The organism is Nonomuraea sp. NPDC050680, assembly GCF_040654555.1.
In the GTDB taxonomy this organism is placed as follows: domain Bacteria; phylum Actinomycetota; class Actinomycetes; order Streptosporangiales; family Streptosporangiaceae; genus Nonomuraea.
The window spans coordinates 16,706-40,954 of sequence record NZ_JBFAIF010000035.1; the positions used below are offsets into that span (position 1 = coordinate 16,706).

The window sequence follows — 24,249 nt, forward strand, 5'->3', positions numbered from 1 at the left end:
GTCCAGTGGTGCAGGAGAGTTTCCTGGTGCCCTTTGATCCATGTCAAGTATTCAAATGATCACATGTCGTGATTCCTGCGATTTGCCCCAGGAATGACCTCTAGGCTGAGCCGGGAAAGATCCCTCCTCTACCGCGACGACCTGGGGAACCCTGATGACCGAGGACGCGAACGACGACGTAATGGAACAGCTCAGCCGCATAGACACCTCAGTGGCCCATCCGGCCCGTGTCTTCGACTACTGGCTGGGCGGCAAGGACCACTACGCCGCCGACCGCGAAACGGGCGAGCAGATCCTCAAGGTCATGCCGGAGCTGGCCATCATCGCCCGCGCCGAGCGGGAGTTCCTGGCGCGCGCGGTGCGGCACCTGGTCGTGGAGGCGGGGGTGCGCCAGTTCCTCGACATCGGCACCGGCATCCCGTCTGCCGACAACACCCACGAGGTGGCCCAGGCCGCCGCGCCCGAGGCGCGCATCGTGTACGTCGACAACGACCCGATCGTCCTGGCCCACGCCCGCGCGCTGCTGCGCGGCACCGACGAGGGCCTGACCACCTACATCGACGCCGACCTGCGCGACCCGGCGACGATCCTGGAACACGCGGCCAAGGCGCTGGACTTCACCCAGCCGGTCGGGCTGATGCTGCTGGGCGTGCTGGAGTTCGTGCCGGACGACGAGCAGGCGTACACGGTCGTCGCCGAGCTGATGCGGGCGCTGCCTTCTGGCAGCTATCTGACCCTCGCCTCCAGCGTGAGCAGCCCGGAAATGGACCGCGCCGCGGCCATCTGGAACGACAGCGGCGCCACGCCCATCACGATCCGCACGACCGAGCAGCTCATGGAGTTCTACAAGGGGATGGAACTGGTCGAGCCGGGCATGGTGTCGCTGCCGAAGTGGCGTCCCGAGCCGACGACCCAATATCGCGGCCAGGAAGTGTCGCAATACGGCGCTGTTGGCCGCAAATCCTGATCTTCTACCAGGGCTTTAAGGCAGTTGCCTGACCGCAACTCGACGATCAGCGCGATCGACTCGCACGCTTGACTATTCTCCTGGTGAAGCTTTGACGATTGCAGGATCGGAGCCAGGTGAACATGAGCGATGCAACAGGGGCCTCACGTTCGTCCGGACGTCCCAAGCGGACACGTGACGTCGGTGAGGTCGGCGAACCAGAGCTCCGGCAGTTGCTGGCCGGCCTGACCGCGGTCCGCGACGGCGACTTCGGCACCCGGCTGCCGGACGACGCCGACGGGCTGCTCGGGGAGATCGCCTCCGTCTTCAACGGCATGGTCGATCAGCTCTCGCTGTTCACCTCCGAGGTGACCCGCGTCTCCCGCGAGGTCGGCACCGAGGGGCGGCTCGGCGGGCAGGCCGAGGTGCCGGCCGTGTCCGGCACCTGGAAGGATCTCACAGAGTCCGTCAACGCCATGGCGGGCAACCTCACCGACCAGGTACGCAGCATCGCCCAGGTGACCACGGCCGTGGCCCGCGGCGACCTGTCGCAGAAGATCACCGTGGCCGCCCGTGGCGAGATCCTGGAGCTCAAGAACACCGTCAACACCATGGTCGACCAGCTGTCCTCCTTCGCCGACGAGGTCACCAGAGTCGCCCGCGAGGTCGGCACCGAGGGCGAGCTGGGCGGCCAGGCCGACGTCAAGGGCGTGGCGGGCACCTGGCGGGACCTGACCGACTCGGTGAACTTCATGGCCGGCAACCTCACCGCCCAGGTCCGCAACATCTCGCAGGTGGCCACCGCCGTGGCGCGCGGCGACCTGTCGCAGAAGATCACCGTGGCCGCCCGAGGCGAGATCCTGGAGCTCAAGAACACCCTCAACACCATGGTCGACCAGCTGTCCTCCTTCGCCGACGAGGTCACCAGAGTCGCCCGCGAGGTCGGCACCGACGGACGGCTCGGCGGGCAGGCCGACGTCAAGGGCGTCTCCGGCACCTGGAAGGACCTGACGGAGTCGGTCAACGTCATGGCCGACAACCTCACCGCCCAGGTCCGCAGCATCGCCGAGGTCACCACCGCCGTGGCCAAGGGCGACCTGTCGCAGAAGATCCGGGTGGACGCCCGAGGCGAGATCCTGGAGCTGAAGGAGACCATCAACACGATGGTCGACCAGCTCTCCGCGTTCGCCGACGAGGTCACCAGGGTCGCCCGCGAGGTCGGCACCGAGGGCAACCTGGGCGGCCAGGGCACGGTGCGCGGCGTGTCGGGCACCTGGAAGGACCTGACCGACAACGTCAACGTCATGGCCTCCAATCTGACCAGCCAGGTACGCAGCATCGCCCAGGTCGCCACCGCCGTGGCCAAGGGCGACCTGTCGCAGAAGATCACCGTCGAGGCCAAGGGCGAGGTCGCCGCGCTCGCCGAGACCATCAACACGATGGTCGACACCCTCTCCGCCTTCGCCGACGAGGTCACCCGGGTCGCCCGCGAGGTCGGCACCGAAGGCCAGCTCGGCGGCCAGGCCCGGGTGCCGAACGTGGCGGGCACCTGGAAGAACCTCACCGACAACGTCAACTCGATGGCCGACAACCTGACCAACCAGGTACGCAGCATCGCCCAGGTGACCACGGCGGTGGCCAGGGGCGACCTGACCCGCAAGATCGACGTCGACGCGCGCGGCGAGATCCTGGAGCTCAAGACCACCATCAACACGATGGTCGACCAGCTGTCCTCCTTCGCCGCGGAGGTCACCAGGGTGGCCCGCGAGGTCGGCAGCGAAGGGCGGCTGGGCGGCCAGGCCGAGGTCGAAGGGGTCTCCGGCACCTGGAAGCGGCTGACCGAGAACGTCAACGAGCTGGCCGGCAACCTCACCCGCCAGGTCCGCGCCATCGCCGCGGTGACCAGCGCGGTCACCTCGGGCGACCTGACGCGCTCCATCACCGTGGACGCGGAAGGAGAGCTCGCCGACCTCAAGGACAACATCAACTCGATGGTGGAGTCGCTGCGCGAGACCACCCGGGCCAACGAGGAGCAGGACTGGCTCAAGTCCAACCTGGCCCGCATGTCCGGGCTGATGCAGGGGCATCGCGACCTGGCCACGGTCGCCGAGCTGGTGATGGACGAGCTGGCGCCCCTGGTCTCGGCCCAGTACGGCGCCTTCTTCCTGGCCGGGGAGACCGAGCTGCGGCTCATCAGCGCGTACGGCTTCGCCGCCGACCCCGAGCGGCCGATCCGGTTCCGCATCGGCGAGGCGCTGGTCGGCCAGGCGGCGCGCACCCACAAGACCATCGCCATGACCGACATCCCGGCCGACTACATCACCGTCTCCTCCGGGCTCGGCCGCACGGCCCCCGTCTCGGTGATCGTGCTGCCGATCGTGGCCGAGGAGCAGGTGCTCGGCGTCATCGAGCTGGCCTCGGTCTACGCCTTCACCCCGGTCCACCGCGCCTTCCTCGACCAGCTGATGGAGACCATCGGCGTCAACCTCAACACCATCGTCGCCAACGCCCGCACCGACGAGCTGCTCGTGGAGTCGCAGCGACTCACCGTCGAGCTGCAGACCCGCTCGGCGGAGCTGCAGAACCAGCAGGAGGAGCTCCAGCGCTCCAACGCGGAGCTGGAGGAGAAGGCGACACTGCTGGCCACCCAGAACCGCGACATCGAGACCAAGAACCTGGAGATCGAGCAGGCCAGGCAGGAGCTGGAGGAGCGGGCCCAGCAGCTCTCGCTGGCCTCCAAGTACAAGAGTGAGTTCCTGGCCAACATGAGCCACGAGCTGCGCACCCCGCTCAACTCCCTGCTCATCCTGGCCCAGCTGCTCTCCCAGAACCACACCCGCAACCTCACGGCCAAGCAGGTCGAATACGCGGGCATCATCCATTCGGCCGGCTCCGACCTGCTGCAGCTGATCAACGACATCCTCGACCTGTCCAAGGTCGAGGCCGGCAAGATGGACATCAACCCCGAACGCGTGTCGCTGCGCCAGCTGCTCGACTACGTCGAGGCCACCTTCCGGCCGATGACCACGCAGAAGAGCCTGGAATTCCTGATCACCACCGCCCCGGGCGTACCGACCGAGCTGCTCACCGACGACTCGCGGCTGCGCCAGGTGCTGCGCAACCTGCTCTCCAACGCGGTCAAGTTCACCGAGAGGGGCAGCGTCGAGCTACGGATCGAGCCGGCCAGCCCGGCCGAGCTGCCCGTTCCCGCGCGCCCGCACGGCGCGGCGGTGGCCCTGCGGGTCATCGACACCGGCATCGGCATCCCGGAGCAGCAGCTGGAGGTGATCTTCGGCGCGTTCCAGCAGGCCGACGGCACCACCAGCCGCAAGTACGGCGGCACCGGGCTGGGCCTGTCGATCAGCCGCGAGATCGCCTACCTGCTCGGCGGCGGCATCACCGCGCGGAGCACCCCGGGACAGGGCAGCGTCTTCACGCTCTACCTGCCGATCGCGCGCCCCGACTTCGAGGACTACTCCGCCCCTGACATCAAGCCGCTGCCGTCCGCCGCCAGGCCGAGCCTGTCCGCAGCGCCCGAGGTGCCGCAGCAACGGCGCCTGCTGGTCATCGAGGAGCGGCAGCGCGGGCTGCTGTCCCTGGTCGCCGAGAGCGTCGTGTCCGACCTGGCCAACACCCGCGACCTGGCCCACCTCAACGGGACCGTCGAGGTGGTCACCGCCGCGGGCCCGGAGGAGGCCGCCGCCACGCTCGCCGCCGAGGCGTGCCACTGCATCGTCCTCGACATCGACATGCCCGACATGGCCGCGTACGGCCTGCTGGAGGCCATGGACGGCGACCCCGCGCTCCAGCAGGTGCCGGTCCTGGCCTACAACAACTGGCGCACCAACCCGCAGCAGGAGGCGACCCTTCAGGCCCGCGCCAGCAACCGGCCGCTGGAGCTGCTCTCCAGCCTCGACGAGCTGCGCGAGCGCATCGCCCTGCACCTGACCGCCGACCAGCCGAGTGACGTGCTCCCCCTGGTCCGGCCGGCCAACGTGGGCGTGCCCGCCGGGCGGGAGGTCGACGACACGCTGGCCGGGCGTACGGTGCTGGTGGTCGACGACGACGCCAGGAACCTGTTCGCGCTCACCAGCATGCTGGAGATTCACGGCATGAACGTGCTGCACGCGGAGAACGGCCGCAAGGGCATCGACACGCTCGTCGCCCACCCGGAGACCGACCTCATCCTGATGGACGTGATGATGCCGGAGATGGATGGCTATGCCGCCACGGAGGCGATCCGGGCCATGCCTCAGTACGTCGGCCTGCCCATCATCGCGGTGACGGCTAAGGCCATGCCGGGCGACCAGGAGAAGTCGCTCGCGGCGGGAGCGAGCGACTACGTCACCAAGCCGGTCGACTCCGACCATCTCATCGAGGTGATACAGCGCTGGATGACCTCCTAGCGCAGTCCCCCGGGCAAGCTCGTGTCCATCCCCAGGAGTCCCACGTTGCAACCAGCACAGCAGCCTGCCGCCCCACTTCCGGAAGGCGCCCATGCGGAGGCGGCGGCCGATGAGGCGAACGTCGGCCGGCTGGCCGCCACGATCGAACGGCTGCGCAAGGAGATCCAGGACGCCCACCTGGCCGCCGACGGGCGCGCCCTGATCGAGCTGGCCAAGGGCGTCCTGGTCGAGCGGCTGCGCTGCGGCCCCGCCCAGGCCGCCCGCCAGCTCACCACGCTCGCGGAGCAGGCCGGGATGTCGCAGCTGGAGCTGGCCTCGGTCATCATCGACCAGGCGGCGCAGGACCGCATCAGCGAGACGGCCGGTGAGTTCCTGCGCTCGGCGGTGGCCGACCACCACCGTGCCCGCCACTCCGTCTCCCTGCGGCTGCGCGCCGCCGAGAGCGGCGCGCTGGACGCGACCGACACCCAGGCGGTCGCCGAGTCGCTCCTGGAGCACGCGCTGGCGCCGCTCGGCGCGACGACGGTCGCCGTATGGGCCGCCGGTCCCGACGCCTCGCTCAGCCTGGCCGGCTACGCGGGGCTCAGTGCCGAGGAGGCCATGCGGTGGCGGTACGTCCCTCCCGGCGTGGCCACCCCGGCTCGCCAGGCTCTCTCGGAGCGCCGGACCGTCTGGTTCCCGGCCCTGCGCGAGGCCGGTTTGCCCACCATCGGGCACCGGCAGGCGGCCGAAGGCGGGCGGGTGACGGTGCCCGCCGGCACAGGCGGCCGCATCCTGGGCGTCCTGGAGATCGGCTGGCCGCATGATCTGGAGCCGCAACCGCCGCAGATAGAGCGGCAGATCGAGGCGCTGGCGGATCTGTGCGCCCACACGCTGGACACGTTCGCGCCGGGCGGCCCGGCCGGGCCGTCATCGTCCGACCCGGCCTTCTCCGAGCTCGTCGACCTGGCCGACGGGCTGCACGATCCCGCCCTGGTGCTCTGTCCGCACCTCGACAGCGGCGGCAGACTGACCGATTTCCGCATCGTGCACACCAACGACCGGTTCGCCGACCCGGCCGGGCGCCCGCGTCACCGGGTCACCGGGGCGCTGCTGCTGGAGGCGTACCCGCTGGCGGCCGAGAACGGCGGCCTGTTCGCCAAGGTCGAGCACGTCCACGCGACCGGCGAGCCGTTCCGTACCGAGCGCATGACCCTCACCACCTTGGTGGACCAGGTGCGGCTGAGCACCGAGGCCGGCGTCAGCGCCACCCGCCACGGCGACTGCGTGCTGCTCATCTGGCGGCCGCAGGACGAAGGCGCGCGGCTGGCCGGCATCCTGCAGCACGCCCAGCGCCTGGGCCGCATCGGCGGCTTCGAGGAGAACGTGCTCACCGGCCAGGTCACCTGGAACGACCAGCTCTTCGCCCTGTACGGCCTTTCTCCCACCGACGAGCCGATCCCCCTCGAACGGCTGCGCGAGCACGCTCATCCCGACGACGAGACCGGCATCGGCCGGTTCCTGCGCACCGTGCTGCACCATCGGCGCTCGGCTTCGACGGCGTTCCGGCTCCAGCGGCCCGACGGGATCGCCCGGCACATCCGCGTGGTGGCGGAGCCGGTTTTCGGGGCCGATGACCGGTTGCTGGCCGTACGCGGCGCTTATCAGGACATCTCATCCCAGCACTGGACCGAGGTGGCGCTGGCCGCGACCCGCGACCAGCTCGCCCACAGTGAGCAGCAGACCGCCGAACGTAACCGGCTGGCCCTGCAACTGCAGCGGGCCATCATGCCGCCGACGCACGACACAACGGACGCCTTCGGGCTGCGGATCGCCGTCCGCTACCGGCCCGCCGAGGAGGAGCACCTGGTCGGCGGCGACTGGTACGACGCCGTCGTGCTGCCGTCCAAGCACGTGCTCCTGTCCGTGGGCGACGTGGCCGGACACGGCATCCAGGCGGCCACCGGCATGGTCGTGCTGCGCAACGCCCTGCGTGGCCTGGCCGCCACCGGCGCGGGGCCCGGCCAGCTGCTGACCTGGCTCAACCTCGTCGCCCACCACCTCACCGACAGCGTGACCGCGACCGCGATCTGCGGCCTGTACGACCCGCGGACCAGGGTCCTGCGCTGGGCTCGCGCCGGGCATTTGCCGCCACTCCTGGTCCGGGGGGCGAGCGCGTCGGAGTTGCCGATGGTCCAGGGGCTGCTGCTCGGCGCGGTGTCGGAGGCGTCGTACGAGGAGGGGCAGCTGCAGCTCGAAGCCGGCGACACCCTGATGATGTACACGGACGGGCTCATCGAACGCCGGGACCGGGCTCTGCAGCACGCCCAGAACCACCTGCTCGCCATCGCCGGGCAACCGGCGCAGACCCTCGACCTGCGGCTGGACCACCTGCTGACGCACTGCAACTCGGACACCGACGACGACACGTGCCTGATCGGTGTCGAGTTGCGGTGACGCCGTTTCGGCCGGGCCTCAGCCCGACCGTCGCGGTGACGCCTGCAGTGACGCCTGCAGTGACGACGCTTCGGCCGGCGCCGTGTGGCGCCGGCCGAAGCGGTGTGACCCCGGACCTCAGTCCGACAGACCCTTGCGCAGGTCGTCGAGGACCTTGCGCAGGATGCGCGAGACGTGCATCTGCGAGATCCCGAACTCCGCGGCGATCTCGGCCTGCGTCATGTTGCCGTAGAAGCGCAGCAGCAGGATCTTCTTCTCCCGCACGGGCAGCGCGTCGATGAGCGGCTTGACGGCGTGCTTGTCGACCAGGGAGTCGAGCGATTCGTCGTGTTCGGGGATGACGTCACCGAGGGACGCGGAGTCGTCGTCGACACCCGTCGGGGCGTCGAGCGAGAGCGTGCTGTAGGCCGCCGAGGCGTCCATCGTGAGCAGCACGTCCTCCTGGGAGATCTTCATCTTCTCGGCCAGCTCGGCGACCGTGGGGGCGCGACCGAGGGTCTGGCTGAGGTCCGAGACGAGCTTGTTGAGCTCGGAGCGGCGCTCCTGGTAGACGCGCGGCACCCGGATGGCCCAGGTACGGTCCCGGAAGTGGCGCTTGACCTCGCCCGTCATGGTGACGACCGCGTAGCCACGGAAGTCGTGGCCGAGCTCGGCGTCGAAGCCGTTGATGGCCTTCATGAGGCCGACGTAGGCGGCCTGGCGCAGGTCTTCGATGGGCTCGCCGCGGTAGCGGTAGCGGCGAGTGATGTCGTTGGCCAGCCACTCGTGCATCGCCACGAGACGCTCGCGGATCCGTACCTTGTCGAGCTCGGAGGTCTCCGGCTTGACCATTTCGACCAGGAGTTGTTCGGCGGTCATCTCGCTGAGCACGAGTACCTGAGGCTGAGCGTGAGCCTGCTGGACGGTCATTCCTGCTCCTCATATCTACTGCAGGCGGTCCCGTCCAAAGACAAAAGCCCAGACAGAGACACGCCTCGATAACACGAGACGAAGCCCTCTGCTGGACTTCGTATTCATTATCTCCTATTTTCCGGAGATGTCACGCCTGTGAGATCACAAAAAGGTCACGGATCACACGGGCGGCCCCTCAGCCGCGCTTCCAGAAGGCCTCCGACAGCGCCTCGATCTCGACCACGGCCTGTTCGAGGTTCGCGGCGAACGGCAGTAGCGCCTGGTAGACCGGCTCACCACCCTCGGCGAGCCGGCGGATGACCTCGGCGTTCATCCGCGCGCGGTCGACCACCTCGGAGCGGAACGCCGTACGGTCCCCCTCGTAGCCGTAGGCGTCGAGCAACAGGTGCAGCCGCCGGGACCGATCCTCGAACGCCGTGAACCCCTGCTCCGTGACGACGCGCCGGGCGTGCAGCGGAACCCAGGTCAACGCGCTGTAGGCCAGATCGCGCTCCCGCGAGGACGGCCCGGCGGTGTCCCAGTCGACGAAGCCGACCAGGTCGTCCTCCTGCCACACCGCGTTGTAAGGAGAGGCGTCGTGGTGCCCGATGACCAGCCCCGGCCGCCAGGGACGCCCGGTGAACCAGACCGCGTCCGGCTCGGGCACGAACGTCGCCGTCGCGTCGTGCAGCCGCCGCATCCAGGCCCCGACCTGCTTGAGCGCGCTGTCCGACCAGGGCCACGCGGGCCAGGGGGCCCGCTCCCCGATCGTGTCGCCCTGGAGGTAGGTCAGCACCTCGCGCCCCCGCTCGTCGAACCCGAGCACCCGCGGCGCCCCTTCGAACCCGGCCGCCTCCAGATGGGCCAGCACGGTGTGGACGGTGCGCGTCCACGGGTTGGCGGGCCGATGGACGGTATCGCCGATGCGTACGCCGCCGACATGCCTGCCACCCGGCAGGGGCTGCTCATCCATGACGCCGTTTCTACGCCCGGCCCGCCGGCCGCCGCACCTGGTTTTCCTGCCTGGCCGGGGACGAGCATCTCTTACCATGATCGTGGTAAAAATGTCCCGTGTCGTCCGATAAACCCTTATCCATGGCCAGTCAACCGCCCGGCAACCTTTCGCCGACCACCTCCCCGGGCTCGCCGGCGTTCGGGACGCTCGGCCCCTCGCCGTCGCTGGTAAGTCCGTGCCCGCACATCCCCGCGTGCCCGCCGCCCGTGTGCCTCCCGTCGCGTCTACGCGCGCAGCCGGTGCAGGCCTCACTGGCCAAGTCCGCGCCACTGCTCGAGGACACCGACGGCCCCGCGAAAGGCTACGAGACCGACGCGGGGTACGTGCGGAAGTTCGCCGGCACCATGAACGACTCGGCCACCGGTGTGGACACCGTCAAGGAGCAGACCCCCCGCTTCGAGGGCTGGGATCTGGCCCCCATGGCCGGAGTGCCCATTGTCGGGCTCATGTTCGTCAACCGGTTGAACACCATCGCCGACACCTGGCGGGACAGCGCGGGCATCCTCTCCGAAGTGCTGCGCACCGACAGCGGCAAGATTGACAAAGCCGCAGACAACTACGTCGCCGCCGCGCGAGCCAGCACCGCCGAGTGAGGAGAAATTCGCGATGTCGACTCCGTCTGGAGAACCGCCGAAGCTGATCGTGCCGGGCAGCACCACCCCTACGGCCAATCAGCAGCTCTATGTCTCCAACGCCAGCGGCACCGTACAGCGGACCGTCACAGTCGCTCCCAAGCCGCGCACCGACCCCGGCTTCTACAAGCGGCTGATCACGGAGCTGAATCCGCTGCGCCAGTCCAACAGGGCCGCGATGGCTGTTTCGGGGCTCGGCGTCGCCGCGCTCGCGCTGGACGTGGCGGCCACCCTCAACCTGGGCAACCCGTTCCTGTTCTACGATCGGCGTGAGCAGTGGAAGAGCATGGCCGGACTGCTGGAAGGCAGCCGGTCCGACCTGTGGCGTGCCTTTTTTGATGACATCTCCCCCAACTGGAAGGGTCAAGCGAGGGATACGCTCCAGCAGTACGTCCGATTCAACGTCAACGGCTTGTACGGCCAGCTCGGCAAGATCACTGACGAGATGAGCGGCACCATGCACGGCCAGTACAAAGAGGTACTGGAGTACGACCTGTCGGTGTTCGGGCTCTACGCCACCTCGGCCCCCATACTGCGCACCGTCGCCGCCATGAGCGCACACCCGGTGGGGAGGGTCGCCCTGATGACCCAGGTCGGCCTGTTCATGAGCGCGGCCGGAAATCTGGTCAAGCAGTTCGCCGACGTGTACAACTCCTACGAGGGCGCCCTCAACAAGCTGGAACTCAAGCTCAACGATCTGAGGGGCGCCTTCTACCGGTCCGGCAACCCGGCGCTGGGGGCACGCGATCTCCACCTCACTCCTGCGATCTCGGACCCCGCACAGCTGGAAAACTACTGGGTTCCCATGTCGAAGGAAGCCTCATGAGGCATGTCGAGGCGTTCGCCGGGGGTCGGCAGGACGATGTCGACGGACTGCTGCGTGAGACGGACGGCTGGGCGCGCACCCTGGCCGGGGCGCTGGGCGAGTTGGAGGAGGAACGGCTGGCGGGCGCCGACCCGTCCGAGGTCGTCCGCGCCGAAGTGTCCGGCACCGGCCGCCTGCGCGGGTTGTCCATCGACCCGCGCGGCCTGCGCGGCCTGGACCACGTCCAGCTCGCCCAGGCCGTTTGTGAGGCGATCGCCGCGGCCCACCTCGCGATGGGCGAGCGGCTGACACAGGTCGTCCAGGGTCTGGGGGGACAAGCGCCTGACACCGCGGGCGCAGAGGGCGCCGCCGACCCGCTCGACGGCCACATCCGCAACGTGCTGCGAGGAGAGTGAGCGATGGAGGGCATGGAGGAGGCGCAGGCGCGGCTGGAGGCGTTGATCGCCGCCGCCGAGCAGGCGGAGGCGAGGGTGGAGGAGTGGAGTGCCGCCGAGTTCGCCGGCGTGGCCGACGAGGGTGGGATTGTGGCCGTCACCGACGCGATCGGCACCATCACGCGGTTGGAGATCTCCCCGCGGAGCAGGAGGCGACTGGACGCGACTGGCTTGGCCGCCGCCATCCTCGCGGCGATCACCACAGCAGAGGAGGCCGCGGCGGCCTCCAGGGACGCGCTGCTCGGGAGTCTGCACGCCGCTTCGGACAGGATCGCCTAGCCCTTCACCTGCGCTTTGAGATTGTTGAGCTCGCCGGTATTCCAGACTGTGCCGGCTCGCCGTCCTGCGGGCGGCCTACGCCGTCCCCGCCAGGAGGAGTCGGGTGCGGGCCGGCGCCGAAGGGGGTAGTGCGGCGAGGATGTCGGCGAGGGTGACCCCGGCAAGGCTGCCTCGCCACGCCTCGTGCGCGTCGGCCATCTTCTCGGCGAGGACGCAGGTGCGGCGGCAATCCTCGGCGGGCAGCGCGCCCCGTCCTCGCCGGCGGATCTCACGGCACTCGTACGGCGGGGACGTGCCGTCGACGGCCTCCACGATCCCCAGGAGCGTGATCTCGGAAGGGGGCCGCGCGAGCCGGAATCCGCCCCGCGGACCTGTGGTCGCGCCCAGCAGGCCGGCCCTGACAAGCGCCTTCAGCTGCTTGGTGAGATAGGGCGCCGGGAGGTCGTAGTACTGCGCGAGCTGCGCCGCCGACGCGCTGGCTCCCGCATCGAGCTGCGCCAGCGTCGTAGCGCAGTGCAGAACCCATTCAGTACTCACCGGCAGCTTCACGCCTCCGAGCCTATCGCAGACATTATGGACCTTTTTAGTCCGTGATAGCGTTCGCGGGTCAGCCAGAGAAGGAGAGAGATCATCATGCGGATCGCGATCGCCGGTGCGACCGGGAACATCGGAGCCCTCACCGTCGCCGCCCTCGAACGCGGCGGGCACGAGGTCGCGCGGATCAGCCGCTCACTGGGCGTGGACCTGGTGACCGGTGACGGGCTCGACGACGCGCTGGCCGGCGTCGAGGCGGTCGTCGACGCCACCAACGGACCGGCGAGCGACCAGGCCGAGACGGTGGCCTACTTCGGCACCGCCACGCGCAACCTGCTCGCCGCCGAGGAGCGAGCCGGCGTCCGTCACCATGTGCTGCTCTCGATCGCCGGCATCCATCGCATCGAGGGCAACGCCCACTACGCCGGCAAGCGGGAACAGGAGCGCCTCGTGTCCGAGGGAGCGGTGCCGTGGACGATCGTCCCGGCCACGCAGTTCCACGACTTCGCCGCGCTGCTGACGAGCTGGACCGATCAGGACGGTGTCGCGACGATCCCGCCGCTGCTCGTACAGCCGGTCGCGCCCGCCGACGTGGCCGACGTCCTCGCCGAGATCGCGGTGGGCGAGCCGCAGGGGCGTTACGTCGACGTCGCCGGACCCGACCCACAGGACCTGGTGGACATGGCCCGGCGCACCAACGAGGCGCGCGGCCGTACGGTGAAGCTCGTGCCGACGTGGTCGGCGGTGTTCGGCCCGGCGGCGGCCGGCAACGCGCTGCTGCCCGGTGAGGACGCCCGCATCGCGCCGACCACCTTCGACGAGTGGCTCGCTGAACAGCGATAGAACAGGTCCCAAGCTAGCCCGGCGGGGCAAGACGGATGATCTGGTCGCGGAGGGCATCGTTTTCAGCGTTTCCGCCAGAGAACCTGCCGTCCGGCGGTCGTGCTCACGCCGCGGATCCCGCTCATCAGCCCTGGTCGCACGTCGGGGTAGGCGAACCGGATGAGGTAGTTGGTCATCGGGCCGCCCATCAGCGTGCACATGACATCACGCTCCTCCGTGCTGACCGGAAGGTAACCGAGGTCGCGGGCCATGGCCTCGGCGTCGCCGGTCAGGGTCCGTGATCCGGCCAGCCGCTCGCCGCCCCTGCGGGTGTTGTCGCCCGGGTACGCGCAGATCATCGCGGTGACCGGTTTACCAGGTACGAGGTAGTGCCCGGCCCCGTCGATCTGCCCGGCGGCAGGCACCCAGCCGCCGGCGTGCCGGCCTCCCCACTGTTGCGGGCACGACGTCAGGACGATTGGCGGGCTGCTCGCCGAGGATGAGGTCAGGACGGTGGCCGCGCAGATCGCGGTGACGACGACTGCCACGTGACGAAGATTCACAAAGGTGAGACGTCACCTGCCCGCCCGACCGGTTCAGGTAGTTGATCGGCGTCACCGGCACCGATGAGGTCGCGGCGGCCGCGTTACCAGGGTGCCACTCCGGCGGGGTCGAAGAAGACCCCGGTGGGCCCGTCGGCGCCCAGCAGCGCGGCTCGTACGATCGGGGCGGCGCCCTCCTCGACGGTCTGCGTCCCGCTGAAGCCGTTGAGATCGGTGGCGGTGTAGCCGGGGTCGACCACGTTGACCCGCAGCTCGGGGCAGACCCTCGCGTACTGGACGGTCAGCATGGCGAGCGCGGCCTTCGAGGCGGTATAGGCCAGGGCGGGCACATGGGATTCGATGCGGTCGGGGTCGTGGACCCGGGCGAACGAACCGAGGCCGCTGCCGACGTTGACCACCACTCCATGCCCGCCGCGCCGCAGCAGCGGCAGGAACGCGTGGGTCACCCGGACGACGCCCACGACATTGGTGTTCAGGACGGCCTCCAGGTCCGCCCCGGTGAACTCGCTCGCCGGCGGCGCGCCACCGGCGATCCCCGCGTTGTTGACCAGGACGTCCAGGCCGCCCTGCTCCTTGTCCACGAGGTCCGCGGCCGCCTGGACCGACGCCTCGTCGGTGACGTCGATGAGCAGCGGCAACGCGCCCAGCTCCGTCGCCGCCCGCCGGGCGTTGTCCTCGTTCCGTGCGCCGATGTAGACGGTGTGGCCCGCTGCGACGAGTTGGCGGGCGGTTTCGAAGCCGAGGCCCTTGTTAGCTCCGGTGATCACTGTCGTTGTCATGACTCCAGCCTCACACCGTCGTCGCAGCTCGTACCAGCGAAGGGTCTTCCTGGGAACGTCCGTACCAGGCACGGGCGGGCAGGTGGTGCGACGATGAGGGGGTGAGCGGCAACGGCGAACTGGCGACGATCCTGCGGGTCTGGCGCGAGCGGCTGGCCCCCGCACAGGCGGGGCTGCCCGCCAACGGACAACGGCGTACGCGGGGCCTGCGGCGCGAGGAGCTCGCGATGCTGGCGGGCGTGTCGGCCGACTACATCGTGCGCCTGGAGCAGGGCCGCGCCTCGACGCCGTCGGCGCAGGTGTGCGCCGCGCTGGCGCGGGCGCTGCAACTGGACGACGCCGAACAGACCCATCTCTTCCTGCTGGCCGGCCACGCGGTCGGCAGCGGGCGGATCGGCCAGTTGGTCCCGGCGAGCGTACGCAGGCTGCTGAACCGGCTCGATGATCACCCGATCGCCGTGTACGACGCGATGTGGACGCTGATCCTCTGGAACCGGCCCTGGGCGGCGCTGATCGGCGACCCATCGGCCCTCGACGAGCAGGACCGCCATGTGCTCTGGCAGGCTTACACCGGCCAGCCGCACCGGATCATCATGACACCCGACGAGTGGGCGGCCTTCGAGCGCTCGATGGTCGCGGACCTCCGGCGGACCGCCGCCCGCTACCCCGACGACCCACGGCTGCGCGCGTTCGTCCAGAAACTCCGCGAACACAGCGGCTCCTTCCGCACCCTGTGGGACGCCCATCTGGTCTCCGACCATCACCAGACCACCAAGAGCGTCGACCACCCCGCGGTGGGCAGGATCGACCTGGACTGCGACATCCTCGCCAGCCAGCACGGCGACCTGCGGATCGTGATCTACACCGCGCAGCCGGGCAGCGAATCAGAGACCAAACTCGCCCTGCTCGCCACCATCGGCACCCAGACCATGACGCCTGGCTAGAGGCCGTGTTTTCCAAAGGTCTTGAGCCACCCGTTGATCGCAGCATGGCTACTCAAGGATCTTGCTGGCGGGCCTGGTGGCCGTTCCGCCGCCCGCGTACGCGGCTCCGGGCGAGGAACTGCACGCCTTACGCACCGTCACCGGCCCTGACAGCCGGTGGGCAGCGCGGCCGGGAACCGACCGGAGCGGACCATCAGGTCGACCGGGTGCACAACGGACGCGGCGACCCGCACCTGCCCCGGCCCCGGCCCGGGCCCGGGCTCGGGCTCGGGCTCGGGCACCGGCACGTCGGCCGCGGCACGGCGAGCTCGCCCACCGCATGGCGGCGTCAGCCAGAAGATGCTCACCCAGACCCTGCGGACGCTGGAGCGCGACGGACTGGTCACCCGCGCGGTCACCGCCTCGGTACCGGTCCGCGTGGGCCATGCACGCCTGGCCTTGCTGCGTGATCGCCGACAAGCATGGCCAAGGGGGAGCCTGGTGGGGCGAGGTTGGCGGCGATGGTCGCGCCGATGAGGCCCTGGGCTGCCTGCAAGCAAAGCGGAACATGTTGCTCGCGACCTCATGCCGCCCGCGGCGCACCTTCGGGCGCGGTCGTTCGCTGTGCGCGGTGAACCGCTCGCCCGGTCAGGACCCGGACCGCGAACGCGACCTGCCAGAGTCCGATGAAGAGTGTCGGCAGCCGCTCGAAGAAGCCGGCCGGCGAGTCTCCGCCGTCGTGGCCTTGAGCCGCCGTGACAGTCGCGAAGAACGCTGCGACCGCAACGAGGGACAAGACGCTGCTGGTGATCGAGAAGGCGGACCAACCGCGGAACGGGCGGCGCGCTGTGACGAATCCGGCGGCTGGAAACGCCAGGAACACCACCAGGGCGCCGAGGTTATGCACGGTGCCGCCCGGGGTGACGACGACAGGCTCACCGGCCGGGAAGCCGAGGATCGGATCCGTTCGGAACGGGCCGATGAGGATGAGGCTCAATCCGGCGGTGACGAGGAGCGCATATCCCCGCGTGTTGACGGCGCCTGAGCGTCTGAGCCCTTCGGCGAAGCACAGCGTGAGCACTCCGTAGAGCACGAAGTTGGCGATCTGAAGCCAGCCGTGGGGGGCCAGGCTGAGCGTGCTGATGGTGTCGTGCCAGGAGCTGTAGCCGGCCTGTGCCGCCCCGTTGACGAGGTAGGCCGTGATGAAGATGACCGGACCGGCCGTACCCAGCGCCAGCAGGGTTTGCGTACGAGGTAAGCTCATGAGTACATCGTACACAGATCAAATACGTCGTACCCATCTGAGAGGAAGTGGCATGGCATCCCTTTGGGAGCGGCTCGAAGAGACCGCCACCGCGGCACGACCGGCGCTGTCCGCCCAGCGGATCGCAGCGGCGGCGGTGGCCATCGCCGACGCCGAGGGGCTCGACGCCATCACGATGCGACGTCTCGCCACCGAGTTGGACGTCGCTCCGATGTCCGCCTACCGTCACGTGTCGGGTAAGGACGATGTCCTGGAGTTGATGGTCGACCTCGTCTACGGCGAGGTGGATGTCCCCGACGGCGCCGGCTGGCAGGAGACCTTGCGCGCACTGGCCATGGGCATTCGCGCCCTGGTGTTGCGGCACCCTTGGCTCACCCGGCTCTCCGCTTCGCAGATGGTGTATGAGCTGACGCCCAACCGGATGGACCTCACGGAGCGAGCGCTCGCCGCGCTGCACAGCCTGGACCTCGACGTTGACACGGCAATGAGCGTTTTCCGCACGGTCGCCGCCTACGTGCACGGTGCCACCGGCGCCGAGATCGGTCTCCGGCAACTGATGGACGACCGAGGCTGGACCACCGGCGCCGAGAGCCGGGCGGGACTCTCCGCACAGATGACCTGGCTGTTGAATACGGGCCGCTATCCGGCGTTCCAACGTTACGTCCACGAAGGCGCTCGCAAGGATGACCTGCAATGGCAGTTCGAGACCGGGCTGGAACACGTCCTCGATGGCATCGCCGCCCGCCTCGGCTGAGGAGACACGCCGGAGGCCAGCGCCTTTCTACGGTGCAAAGCCCCACGCCGTGCTTGCCAGACACGGCCGGACGAACAGCCCCGCTCGACAATCGCGGCGGATCGCCGCGTACAACTCGATCTTGGACTTGGGATGCACCAGCGCTACCGCATCCCGCCGAACACATCAATGCTCCCACCGCAAGCCCTCGGGCGCTGTCACTTCTCAACGACATCACTTTTAGGCGAAAACGATCGCTGTTGGAGCAGACCAGCAAACGCTGTCACATGTCATCGACAGAACCACCCGCGAGTTCGGCGAACAGAACTGGGTCGACATGGACGAAGACAAGACCCCGGACTGGCGCAAGGTCCTCGCAGACCTGGAAGCCGCCACCGCGACCCTCCGCCGCGCTGTGAACCTCATCGGCTAAGCCGAGGCGCGTTGCCTTACCGCCGATGTGAAGCAGGCTGCAGCGCCGCGCCGAGCGTGGTCAGCAGCGCGGTGTAGAAGCGGGCCACGTGGGTCGGAGGGCATCTGCACCATCAGCACCGGGATCTCCTCCCGGTCCGGGTGCGAGGTCGGCGGGTGCAGGCGCCGGAACTTCTCCAGGATCATCGACTTGCCGTTGTTGGTCGGCCCGATCACCAGCAGGTTCGGCATCCGTTGCTTGGCCGGCCAGTCCAGCAACGTGTGCAGCTGGTCCAGTGCCTGGGTGGCGCGGGTGCAGCCGATCCACCGATCCGCCCGTACCCGGGCCAGCCGTTCGGCGGCGGGCAGCCGGGCCACCGGCCGGGCGCACGCACGGTAGCGCACAGGACTATGGACGCACCGGATGTTCGTAGTCCTCTGCACAGATCCCGGAAGGCCCAGGGCAGCCGTGCACACGACTTCGAAAAGTGACAACGACTCCATCACCCTCCGAATGACCTTTTGGTCATGGACCTGTGAAAGGGGCCCACCCGACCAGGCAGGCCCCTGCCAGCCTGCTAGAAGTCGAATTCTCCCTTGGACATCCCGTCCCGGAAGGCGTCCCATTCGGCCTTCGTGTAGACCAGAACAGGCCCTTCCGGATGCCGACTGTGCCGCACCCCTACGCGTCCACCGCTCAGTGGGGCGACCTCGACACAGTTGCCTCCGTTGCCACCGCTGGCCGTCGCCTTTCGCCAGACAGCGGTGACGAACTCCTTATCGGTCATGACTTTCCATCACCTTCTGAATGATCTTCTCGGTCTCGTAGATAGGCTGTGCAAGAGCGGACAGCACCTCCCATCGCTCGCCCAGCTTCCGGATCATTTCTGTCTGGTGCGTGACCTCGCCGCTCTCGGCGCTGTCGATGTAGCCCGTCTGCGTACCGTCGTCAGTGTCGGCTATCGCGAATGCGCTAACCAATCCAGCCGTAGCCCCCGATACCAGGGGAATCACCCGAACCGTAATGCATGGGCGGGCCATCAGAGCAAGCAGATTTGCCAGCTGCGCCCTCATCGCCTCACGTCCGCCGACCTCCCGCCACAAGACGCTCTCATCCAGGATGACGGAGAGGGTAGGCGGAGTGACCCGAGACAAGATCGCCTGACGTTGGAGTCGAACCTTGACATCCTCTTCTACCTCGGCGGGTAGGGCCCCCGGTTCGCCCTGAAAGATCGCTCTGGCGTAGTCGGAGGTCTGGAGGAGACCGGGGATCAATGCCAGTTCGTAGAGCCGGATGAATCGCGCCGCTTGCTCAGCCGCCGGCCATTTCCTGAACCACTTCGGACCCAAGCCCCTGATCGGGGGTAGCAGCTCCAGCAGCTCGCCATGCAGCCCCAATGCCTTTTCGAGCTGCCTAGTGAACGGTTCGGTGGGCAGCCGGGTGCCTCGCTCAACCGCGCCTATCAAGCTCTCGCTGCAGGGAAGGAGCGGTGCGAGACGGGCGTGAGTGAGATCCTTCGCTGTTCGATACTTCAGCATTCTTGCCTGGTATTCCTCGCTGGCGTTTCTCGCAGCTTTATTCCCATCTTCCGACATATCACACCCTTTCTCCGCCGCTTGCACACCCGTACGTACATAGACAAGCACAGGCTGTGAAGGTTTTGGAGGGCCGTTCCGAAAGACATCCGCATTGACCATGGCCATGCTTGGGACAGGTAACCGCACAAACACAAGAGATCTGTACGTTCCGAGGTGGCCATGCGAGCAGCTGTGTCAGTCCCCCCGTACGCAGGTGTCAAGGTATGGACGACGGGCGAGGTGGAATCGCGCCGGATTCCCTCGCTGGCCCGCCGAGAACTCGTGGAATGGATGGGCCCGGACCATCCCGCCCTTCCCGACCTTCAGGAAATAGCCTCAGAACTGCTCACCAACGCCATCATTCACGCGAACGCCATATGGGTCCGGATGCAACTGATCCCCGAATCGGGTTTTTGGCGATTGACCATCACCGACCCCGGAAACTCCGCTGAAACTCCACGCGCCCGCCGGCCTCGACCGAACGAGACAGGAGGGCGCGGACTCCTGGTGGTAGACGCCCTCACCAACGGCCAGTGGGATACCCACCGCAGCCCGGCTGGCGAACGCGTCGTGTGGGCGCTACTGCCTCGCTAGACCTCCCCACGGTCGGTACGACGGTGCCTCTACCTGCCGTGGGGTGCGAACCTCCCTTGACCCCCCAGGGAGGAGAAGGCCCCCAGACGCGCATCCGCCGCAGCGTTCCGTCTGGGGGCCTTTCCCAGCCGCCGCGTCGTACTGGCTTCGCCGACCGCCGCGTCGTAACCCGGGAACGGAGCCGCCCTTTTGACCTTGACCCCCAGGTCAGCCTTTAGCGTCGCGGTCACTCACCTGTGGACAGAGAGGACACTTATGGACGGCCTGGCAGGCAAGGGCGTGGTCATCACCGGAGGCGGCACGGGGATCGGCCGTGCCACGGCTCACCAGTTCGCCGCCGAGGGCGCGCGAGTGCTCGTCGTCGGTCGCACCGCCGCGCGTCTGGAGGAGACCGCTGCCGCGTACCCCTCGATCAGTACGTTCGTCGCGGACGGCGCGGTAGCCGATGGGCCCGAGCGCATCGTCGAGGCGGCGGTGGAGCGGCTGGGCCGGATCGATGTCCTGGTCAACAATGCCGCGATCACCCGGCCCGCCGCGCTCGGGACGATCGATCGCCGTACCGCCGAAGAGCAGATCGCCACGAACCTCCTCGCTCCCCTTTTCCTGGCCCAGGCCGCCCTGCCGCACCTGGCCGCCGCGAAGGGGACGATCGTGAATGTGTCCTCCAACCCGCCCTCGTACGGCTGGCCGGACAACTCGGTCTACGGATCGACCAAGGTCGCGCTCGACTTCCTGACGGCCACCTGGGCGGTCGAGCTCGCGCCCAAGGGCGTCCGCGTCGTGTCCGTGGCGCCCGGCATCACCGCCACACCCGTGCTGGCGCACGCCGGATTCACCCAGGAGCAGATCGCCGCCTCGGGCGCGGGACTCATCGGACGCATCCCGCTCGGTCGCATCGCCCAGCCCGGTGAGATCGCCTGGTGGATCGTGAACGTGACGCGGCCCGAGGCCGGGTACCTCACCGGCACGGTGGTTCGCGTGGACGGCGGCCTCTCCGTGGCAGCGGGGGTATAAGGGTGGCAGACCAAGTACAGGCCTTGGCGATGCTGCTGGAGGGCAACCAGCGGTTCGTCGCCGGCGCGCCGGAGCATCCCAACCAGGACGCCGCCCGCCGCGCCGAGACCGCGCCGGAATTTCCTGGCCATTGACCACCGGGACTCACAGCCTGGCTGCTGCCGGCGCGCTCCAGGTTCGGCATGGCCGGGAAGGTGTCCGCCGAGCCGCATGCGGTGCGCGAGCTCATCCGGCCTCGTGCTCGTGAGGCCGGATGAGCCGGTGCTATTGAGCGGTCATCGTGATCTCGGCCGAGCACATCTCGGCTTCCATTTCCTTGGTGAGGATGCTGATCGGGTTGCCCCAGTCGCCGTTGATGTTGGTGACGACCATGTGCCTGCCGTCTCGGGTGCCCATCGCATAGGTCCAGGAGCCGTGGATCCTGCCACCGTTGCCCCAGACCGTCACGCCGCAGGACAGCTTCTGGGAGAAGATTCCGAGCCCGTAGGCGGTGTTGTCGATCCACTGCGTGCCCTTGGTGGAGACGGTGGTGAACATCTCCTTTTGCAGCGCGGGCGGCAGCAAACGGCCGTTCAGCACTGCCCGATAGAAGGTGTGCAGGTCGTTCATGGTCGAGACGATGCTGCCGGCTGACCCGGCCCAGGAGGGGTTCATGTCGGTGAGGTCGTAGGGGGTTGTGGTGTCCTCACCGACCGGGAACTTGATGTAGTGCCGTGCGTGCGGCCTGCGCAGCTTCGTGCCTTCGCCCGGCAGGTACGTCTTCCGCAGGCCGAGCGGGCGGATGATGCGCCGGTTGATCTCTTCGGCGTAGGACCTGCCGGCGACCTTCTCGATGATCATTCCGGCGAGCGTGAAGTTGGTGTTGGAGTAGCCCCACCCTTTGCCAGGCGCGAAAGAGGGCGGGTTACGCATGGCTGTCTTCACCAGTTGCTCGGGACGGTAGCTGTTGAAACGGGCCTTGAGGAAGGCGGTGCTCCACTGTTCGGTCGCCAGGTCCGCATCCGAGGTGTAGGGGAAGATGCCGCTGGTCTGGTTGAGCAGTTGCCTGATGGTGATCTTGCTGCCGTCGTGGCCGTTGCCCTCCACCACGCCAGGCAGCCACTTGTCCACGGTGTCGTCCAGGCTCAGCCGGCCCTCGGCCACCAGCTTCAACACCACGACCGCGACGAACGTCTTGGTGATGCTGCCGGCCCGGAAGTACTCCTGCCGGCGGCGCTTGAGGCCGGTGTCGGTGTCGGCCACGCCTGCCGTACCGAACCATGACCTGCGGCCGTCACGGACTTCAGCCATGGCGCCAGGCATGCCGTCGGCCACGGCTCGGTCAAGCACCCGCTGGAGCCGGGCGTGGTCGTCGGTGCGGCGGTCGGCGTGGTCGCCGGCCACCGCCGACGACGCGCTTACGGTCACGGCGACTGCGGCGGCGAGCAGGCAGGCGGTGGTGCGGAGGATCTTGGTCATGGGTAGATCGCCATTCATACAGGTGGAGTGTTGGTGTAGGGGAATATGTGAGTCAGCTGGTGACACGGTGGAGCAGGATGTCGCCCTGGGTGACGTGGGCGTGGAGCTCGACGGTGTTGCCGTCGGACACCTCGGAGTCGTCGCCCAGGTTGTCGCCCAGGTTGTCGTGGACCCTGCCGAGCGCGGTCTTGGCGTCCGCCAGTACGGCGGTGCCGTTCGGGATCCCGACGTTGATCGTCCCGGCGCCGACGTTCAGATCGGCGCGCCCGCGCGCCATCGCGCCGACCTTGACGGCGCCTTGCTCGACGGTCACGCGCAGGCCGTCTTCTGCCCGGTCCACCGTGACGTTCCCGGCGCCGTTGCCGATCACGGTGGCGCCGATGCTCTCGCCGACCTTGATCTGGCCGTGGGCGGTGGTGAGGGCAGCCGGGCCCCCGGACGTGGCCACGGTGATGTCGCCGTAGTCGGTGCTCAGGCGCGACTCGCCGGTGCGGGCGAGGTGGATGTGGCCACGGGAGACGTGGGCCCGTACCTCGCCCAGGCGGCCCTGGCCGTTCAGGTGCCCGTCGCGGAGGCTGATGTCGAGCGCCGAGCCGTTGGGCAGTTCGACCGTCACTGCGACGCGTCCGGGAAGGGATCGGATGCTCGAGCGGTCCTTGACCGTCAGGCGGCCGCCTGCGTAGGTGACGCGGGCGCGTTCGGCGGCTGCGACGTCGGTGGCGTCGGCCGGATCGGCCGGCCGTACCTCGACGGTGGTGTCGGTACGCTGGGTCACGCTGATGCGGATGTCGGCCGCGGTGAATGACAAGGCGGCGACGATCGGCTCCGGTGTGTCAAAGGTATCCATTGGTGGTTCACTTTCAGCGGGGGTCGGTGGCGGGCGGTGTGCTTACGCACCGATGGAAACGCCGAACTCCGCTTCGATGACTTTGAACATGGGGTCCCAGGACTTCCACTCGGTGTTGGTGTGCACGGCGACGGTGTGCCGGCCATCGGGAGTGCCGACCGCGAAGAAATAGGTGCCCCAGAAGCTGCCGCCGACGCCGCGCAGCGTCCGGCCGCCGGTCGCCTGCTCGTCGAACTCGAACATGCCCAGGCCGTAGCGGGCGTACGGCATCCAGTAGCCGCCCTCGGTGGAGACCGTGGTCCACATCTGCCGGTGCTGTGCGGGCGGCAGCAGGCTGCCGGTGGTCATCGCGTTGAAGAAGCGGATCATGTCCGTCGTAGTGGAGACGACGTTGCCGGCCGCGTAGCCCAGGGAGGAGTTGAGCTCGGTGACGTCCAGAGGCGGCAGGCCGGGCTCCTCCATCAGCGATTCCCAGTTCTCCGGGGTGATCGCGGCCGGGTCGGCGCCGTCCTTGAGGAACTGGTGGGAGTAGCCTCGCGGGTGCGGACTGGGGTAACCGGTCTCGGTGGTGGGGCGCACGCGGGTGTGGGTCAGGCCGAGCGGCTGGACGACCCGGCGGTCGACCTCGTCGGCGTAGCTGTTGCCGGTGACCTTCTCGATGATCGCGCCGGCGATGTAGAAGCCGCCGTTGGCGTACTCGAAGCGTTCGCCGGGCGCACCGACCGGCGGCTGGGACACCGCCACCCGCAGCAGTTCCCGGTGCTGAAGGTGTCGAAGCGATGCCGGTCGAACCCGGAGCGGGTGGCGTAACGCTGGCTGACCTCCGGGGCCAGGCCGGTGGCGAACAGGCCGCTGGTGTTGCTG

At 68.6% G+C, this 24,249-nt stretch carries 24 protein-coding genes and 2 pseudogenes; 14 read left to right on the top strand and 12 right to left on the bottom strand.

The annotated features are described in order from the left end of the window. Positions 1-154: 154 nt before the first annotated feature. From AB0H88_RS49940 to AB0H88_RS49950, 3 genes are all read left to right on the top strand, one after another. On the top strand, positions 155-967 hold the full coding sequence (locus AB0H88_RS49940; RefSeq protein ID WP_357656909.1) for an SAM-dependent methyltransferase: 813 nt from the start codon (positions 155-157) through the stop codon (positions 965-967). A 122-nt stretch (positions 968-1,089) separates the two neighbouring features. Beyond that, entirely contained in the window at positions 1,090-5,352 is a 4,263-nt protein-coding gene (locus AB0H88_RS49945) for a HAMP domain-containing protein (protein WP_357656911.1), read from the top strand. Between the two features lie 45 nt (positions 5,353-5,397). Further along, a complete protein-coding gene (locus AB0H88_RS49950; protein WP_357656914.1) occupies positions 5,398-7,788 on the top strand; it encodes a SpoIIE family protein phosphatase in 2,391 nt (796 codons plus the stop codon). A gap of 117 nt (positions 7,789-7,905) precedes the next feature. Here the strand turns inward: AB0H88_RS49950 and AB0H88_RS49955 are convergent, their stop codons facing one another. Beyond that, positions 7,906-8,697, bottom strand: a complete 792-nt coding sequence (locus AB0H88_RS49955) for a SigB/SigF/SigG family RNA polymerase sigma factor (protein ID WP_357656916.1) — start codon at positions 8,695-8,697, stop codon at positions 7,906-7,908. A gap of 178 nt (positions 8,698-8,875) precedes the next feature. Continuing rightward, positions 8,876-9,652, bottom strand: coding sequence for a phosphotransferase (locus tag AB0H88_RS49960; protein ID WP_357656918.1), 777 nt, complete (start codon positions 9,650-9,652; stop codon positions 8,876-8,878). Positions 9,653-9,774: 122 nt separating this feature from the next. Between AB0H88_RS49960 and AB0H88_RS49965 the strand changes: the two genes are divergently transcribed. The 4 genes from AB0H88_RS49965 to AB0H88_RS49980 are packed head-to-tail and all read left to right on the top strand — an operon-like array spanning position 9,775 to position 11,865. Next, a complete protein-coding gene (locus AB0H88_RS49965; protein WP_357656920.1) occupies positions 9,775-10,287 on the top strand; it encodes a hypothetical protein in 513 nt (170 codons plus the stop codon). Positions 10,288-10,300: 13 nt separating this feature from the next. Then, positions 10,301-11,152 (top strand): hypothetical protein, encoded by an 852-nt coding sequence (locus tag AB0H88_RS49970; protein ID WP_357656923.1) that lies wholly within the window; start codon positions 10,301-10,303, stop codon positions 11,150-11,152. Beyond that, entirely contained in the window at positions 11,149-11,547 is a 399-nt protein-coding gene (locus AB0H88_RS49975; RefSeq protein WP_357656925.1) for a YbaB/EbfC family nucleoid-associated protein, read from the top strand. Before AB0H88_RS49970 ends, AB0H88_RS49975 begins: the two co-directional genes overlap by 4 nt. 3 nt (positions 11,548-11,550) lie before the next feature. Next, the gene (locus AB0H88_RS49980) at positions 11,551-11,865 is read left to right on the top strand and encodes a YbaB/EbfC family nucleoid-associated protein (RefSeq protein WP_357656927.1); all 315 of its coding nucleotides are present in this window, start codon (positions 11,551-11,553) and stop codon (positions 11,863-11,865) included. Positions 11,866-11,940: 75 nt separating this feature from the next. On the opposite strand, the gene AB0H88_RS49985 is transcribed toward AB0H88_RS49980, so the two are convergent. After that, entirely contained in the window at positions 11,941-12,414 is a 474-nt protein-coding gene (locus tag AB0H88_RS49985; protein WP_357656930.1) for an Rrf2 family transcriptional regulator, read from the bottom strand. Between the two features lie 84 nt (positions 12,415-12,498). On the opposite strand from AB0H88_RS49985, the gene AB0H88_RS49990 reads away from it, so the two are divergent. Next, positions 12,499-13,242, top strand: coding sequence for an NAD(P)H-binding protein (locus AB0H88_RS49990; RefSeq protein WP_357656932.1), 744 nt, complete (start codon positions 12,499-12,501; stop codon positions 13,240-13,242). Positions 13,243-13,304: 62 nt separating this feature from the next. On the opposite strand, the gene AB0H88_RS49995 is transcribed toward AB0H88_RS49990, so the two are convergent. Together AB0H88_RS49995 and AB0H88_RS50000 are read right to left on the bottom strand one after the other, a co-directional pair. After that, positions 13,305-13,769, bottom strand: coding sequence for a hypothetical protein (locus AB0H88_RS49995; RefSeq protein WP_357656933.1), 465 nt, complete (start codon positions 13,767-13,769; stop codon positions 13,305-13,307). Positions 13,770-13,867: 98 nt separating this feature from the next. After that, entirely contained in the window at positions 13,868-14,563 is a 696-nt protein-coding gene (locus AB0H88_RS50000; protein WP_357656936.1) for an SDR family NAD(P)-dependent oxidoreductase, read from the bottom strand. 101 nt (positions 14,564-14,664) lie between these two features. On the opposite strand from AB0H88_RS50000, the gene AB0H88_RS50005 reads away from it, so the two are divergent. Next, on the top strand, positions 14,665-15,507 hold the full coding sequence (locus AB0H88_RS50005; RefSeq protein WP_357656939.1) for a helix-turn-helix transcriptional regulator: 843 nt from the start codon (positions 14,665-14,667) through the stop codon (positions 15,505-15,507). Between the two features lie 324 nt (positions 15,508-15,831). After that, a pseudogene (locus tag AB0H88_RS50010) lies at positions 15,832-15,933 on the top strand (winged helix-turn-helix transcriptional regulator); the annotation flags it as partial. A gap of 136 nt (positions 15,934-16,069) precedes the next feature. On the opposite strand, the gene AB0H88_RS50015 reads toward AB0H88_RS50010, so the two are convergent. Next, positions 16,070-16,750: a DUF998 domain-containing protein gene (locus AB0H88_RS50015; RefSeq protein ID WP_357656941.1), complete on the bottom strand. Its 681-nt coding sequence runs from the start codon at positions 16,748-16,750 to the stop codon at positions 16,070-16,072. 52 nt (positions 16,751-16,802) lie between these two features. Here AB0H88_RS50015 and AB0H88_RS50020 point away from each other — a divergent pair, with 52 nt between their 5' ends. Beyond that, positions 16,803-17,504 carry a TetR/AcrR family transcriptional regulator C-terminal domain-containing protein gene (locus AB0H88_RS50020; protein ID WP_357656943.1) on the top strand — a complete coding sequence of 234 codons (702 nt, stop codon included), beginning with the start codon at positions 16,803-16,805 and terminating at the stop codon, positions 17,502-17,504. A gap of 446 nt (positions 17,505-17,950) precedes the next feature. On the opposite strand, the pseudogene AB0H88_RS50025 reads toward AB0H88_RS50020, so the two are convergent. The 3 genes and pseudogenes from AB0H88_RS50025 to AB0H88_RS50035 form a co-directional block, all read right to left on the bottom strand. Further along, positions 17,951-18,320, bottom strand: a pseudogene (locus tag AB0H88_RS50025) (TniB family NTP-binding protein); the annotation flags it as partial. A 152-nt stretch (positions 18,321-18,472) separates the two neighbouring features. After that, the gene (locus AB0H88_RS50030; protein WP_357656944.1) at positions 18,473-18,682 is read right to left on the bottom strand and encodes a DUF397 domain-containing protein; all 210 of its coding nucleotides are present in this window, start codon (positions 18,680-18,682) and stop codon (positions 18,473-18,475) included. Then, the gene (locus AB0H88_RS50035; RefSeq protein ID WP_357656946.1) at positions 18,672-19,490 is read right to left on the bottom strand and encodes a DUF5753 domain-containing protein; all 819 of its coding nucleotides are present in this window, start codon (positions 19,488-19,490) and stop codon (positions 18,672-18,674) included. Before AB0H88_RS50035 ends, AB0H88_RS50030 begins: the two co-directional genes overlap by 11 nt. Before the next feature lie 162 nt (positions 19,491-19,652). Here AB0H88_RS50035 and AB0H88_RS50040 point away from each other — a divergent pair, with 162 nt between their 5' ends. From AB0H88_RS50040 to AB0H88_RS50050, 3 genes are all read left to right on the top strand, one after another. Further along, positions 19,653-20,066 (top strand): ATP-binding protein, encoded by a 414-nt coding sequence (locus AB0H88_RS50040; protein ID WP_357656948.1) that lies wholly within the window; start codon positions 19,653-19,655, stop codon positions 20,064-20,066. 255 nt (positions 20,067-20,321) lie between these two features. After that, positions 20,322-21,080, top strand: coding sequence for an SDR family oxidoreductase (locus tag AB0H88_RS50045; RefSeq protein ID WP_357656949.1), 759 nt, complete (start codon positions 20,322-20,324; stop codon positions 21,078-21,080). Positions 21,081-21,082: 2 nt separating this feature from the next. Then, entirely contained in the window at positions 21,083-21,214 is a 132-nt protein-coding gene (locus tag AB0H88_RS50050; protein ID WP_357656951.1) for a hypothetical protein, read from the top strand. A gap of 130 nt (positions 21,215-21,344) precedes the next feature. On the opposite strand, the gene AB0H88_RS50055 is transcribed toward AB0H88_RS50050, so the two are convergent. From AB0H88_RS50055 to AB0H88_RS50065, 3 genes are read right to left on the bottom strand one after another with little or no spacing between them, the layout of a single operon-like run. Beyond that, entirely contained in the window at positions 21,345-22,538 is a 1,194-nt protein-coding gene (locus tag AB0H88_RS50055) for a serine hydrolase domain-containing protein (RefSeq protein ID WP_357656952.1), read from the bottom strand. 52 nt (positions 22,539-22,590) lie between these two features. Continuing rightward, positions 22,591-23,385: a hypothetical protein gene (locus AB0H88_RS50060; RefSeq protein ID WP_357656953.1), complete on the bottom strand. Its 795-nt coding sequence runs from the start codon at positions 23,383-23,385 to the stop codon at positions 22,591-22,593. Between the two features lie 42 nt (positions 23,386-23,427). Further along, positions 23,428-24,123: a serine hydrolase domain-containing protein gene (locus AB0H88_RS50065; RefSeq protein WP_357656955.1), complete on the bottom strand. Its 696-nt coding sequence runs from the start codon at positions 24,121-24,123 to the stop codon at positions 23,428-23,430. Between the last annotated feature and the right edge of the window lie 126 nt (positions 24,124-24,249).

Excerpts from the sequence above, each read along its gene's own strand:
- AB0H88_RS49940 (WP_357656909.1), top strand. The coding sequence starts at position 155 with ATGACCGAGGACGCGAACGACGACGTAATGGAACAGCTCAGCCGCATA.
- AB0H88_RS49945 (WP_357656911.1), top strand. The coding sequence starts at position 1,090 with ATGAGCGATGCAACAGGGGCCTCACGTTCGTCCGGACGTCCCAAGCGG.
- AB0H88_RS49955 (WP_357656916.1), bottom strand. The coding sequence starts at position 8,697 with ATGACCGTCCAGCAGGCTCACGCTCAGCCTCAGGTACTCGTGCTCAGC.
- AB0H88_RS49960 (WP_357656918.1), bottom strand. The coding sequence starts at position 9,652 with ATGGATGAGCAGCCCCTGCCGGGTGGCAGGCATGTCGGCGGCGTACGC.
- AB0H88_RS49965 (WP_357656920.1), top strand. The coding sequence starts at position 9,775 with ATGGCCAGTCAACCGCCCGGCAACCTTTCGCCGACCACCTCCCCGGGC.
- AB0H88_RS49970 (WP_357656923.1), top strand. The coding sequence starts at position 10,301 with ATGTCGACTCCGTCTGGAGAACCGCCGAAGCTGATCGTGCCGGGCAGC.
- AB0H88_RS49975 (WP_357656925.1), top strand. The coding sequence starts at position 11,149 with ATGAGGCATGTCGAGGCGTTCGCCGGGGGTCGGCAGGACGATGTCGAC.
- AB0H88_RS49980 (WP_357656927.1), top strand. The coding sequence starts at position 11,551 with ATGGAGGGCATGGAGGAGGCGCAGGCGCGGCTGGAGGCGTTGATCGCC.
- AB0H88_RS49990 (WP_357656932.1), top strand. The coding sequence starts at position 12,499 with ATGCGGATCGCGATCGCCGGTGCGACCGGGAACATCGGAGCCCTCACC.
- AB0H88_RS50000 (WP_357656936.1), bottom strand. The coding sequence starts at position 14,563 with ATGACAACGACAGTGATCACCGGAGCTAACAAGGGCCTCGGCTTCGAA.
- AB0H88_RS50015 (WP_357656941.1), bottom strand. The coding sequence starts at position 16,750 with ATGAGCTTACCTCGTACGCAAACCCTGCTGGCGCTGGGTACGGCCGGT.
- AB0H88_RS50020 (WP_357656943.1), top strand. The coding sequence starts at position 16,803 with ATGGCATCCCTTTGGGAGCGGCTCGAAGAGACCGCCACCGCGGCACGA.
- AB0H88_RS50030 (WP_357656944.1), bottom strand. The coding sequence starts at position 18,682 with ATGACCGATAAGGAGTTCGTCACCGCTGTCTGGCGAAAGGCGACGGCC.
- AB0H88_RS50035 (WP_357656946.1), bottom strand. The coding sequence starts at position 19,490 with ATGTCGGAAGATGGGAATAAAGCTGCGAGAAACGCCAGCGAGGAATAC.
- AB0H88_RS50040 (WP_357656948.1), top strand. The coding sequence starts at position 19,653 with ATGCGAGCAGCTGTGTCAGTCCCCCCGTACGCAGGTGTCAAGGTATGG.
- AB0H88_RS50045 (WP_357656949.1), top strand. The coding sequence starts at position 20,322 with ATGGACGGCCTGGCAGGCAAGGGCGTGGTCATCACCGGAGGCGGCACG.
- AB0H88_RS50055 (WP_357656952.1), bottom strand. The coding sequence starts at position 22,538 with ATGACCAAGATCCTCCGCACCACCGCCTGCCTGCTCGCCGCCGCAGTC.
- AB0H88_RS50060 (WP_357656953.1), bottom strand. The coding sequence starts at position 23,385 with ATGGATACCTTTGACACACCGGAGCCGATCGTCGCCGCCTTGTCATTC.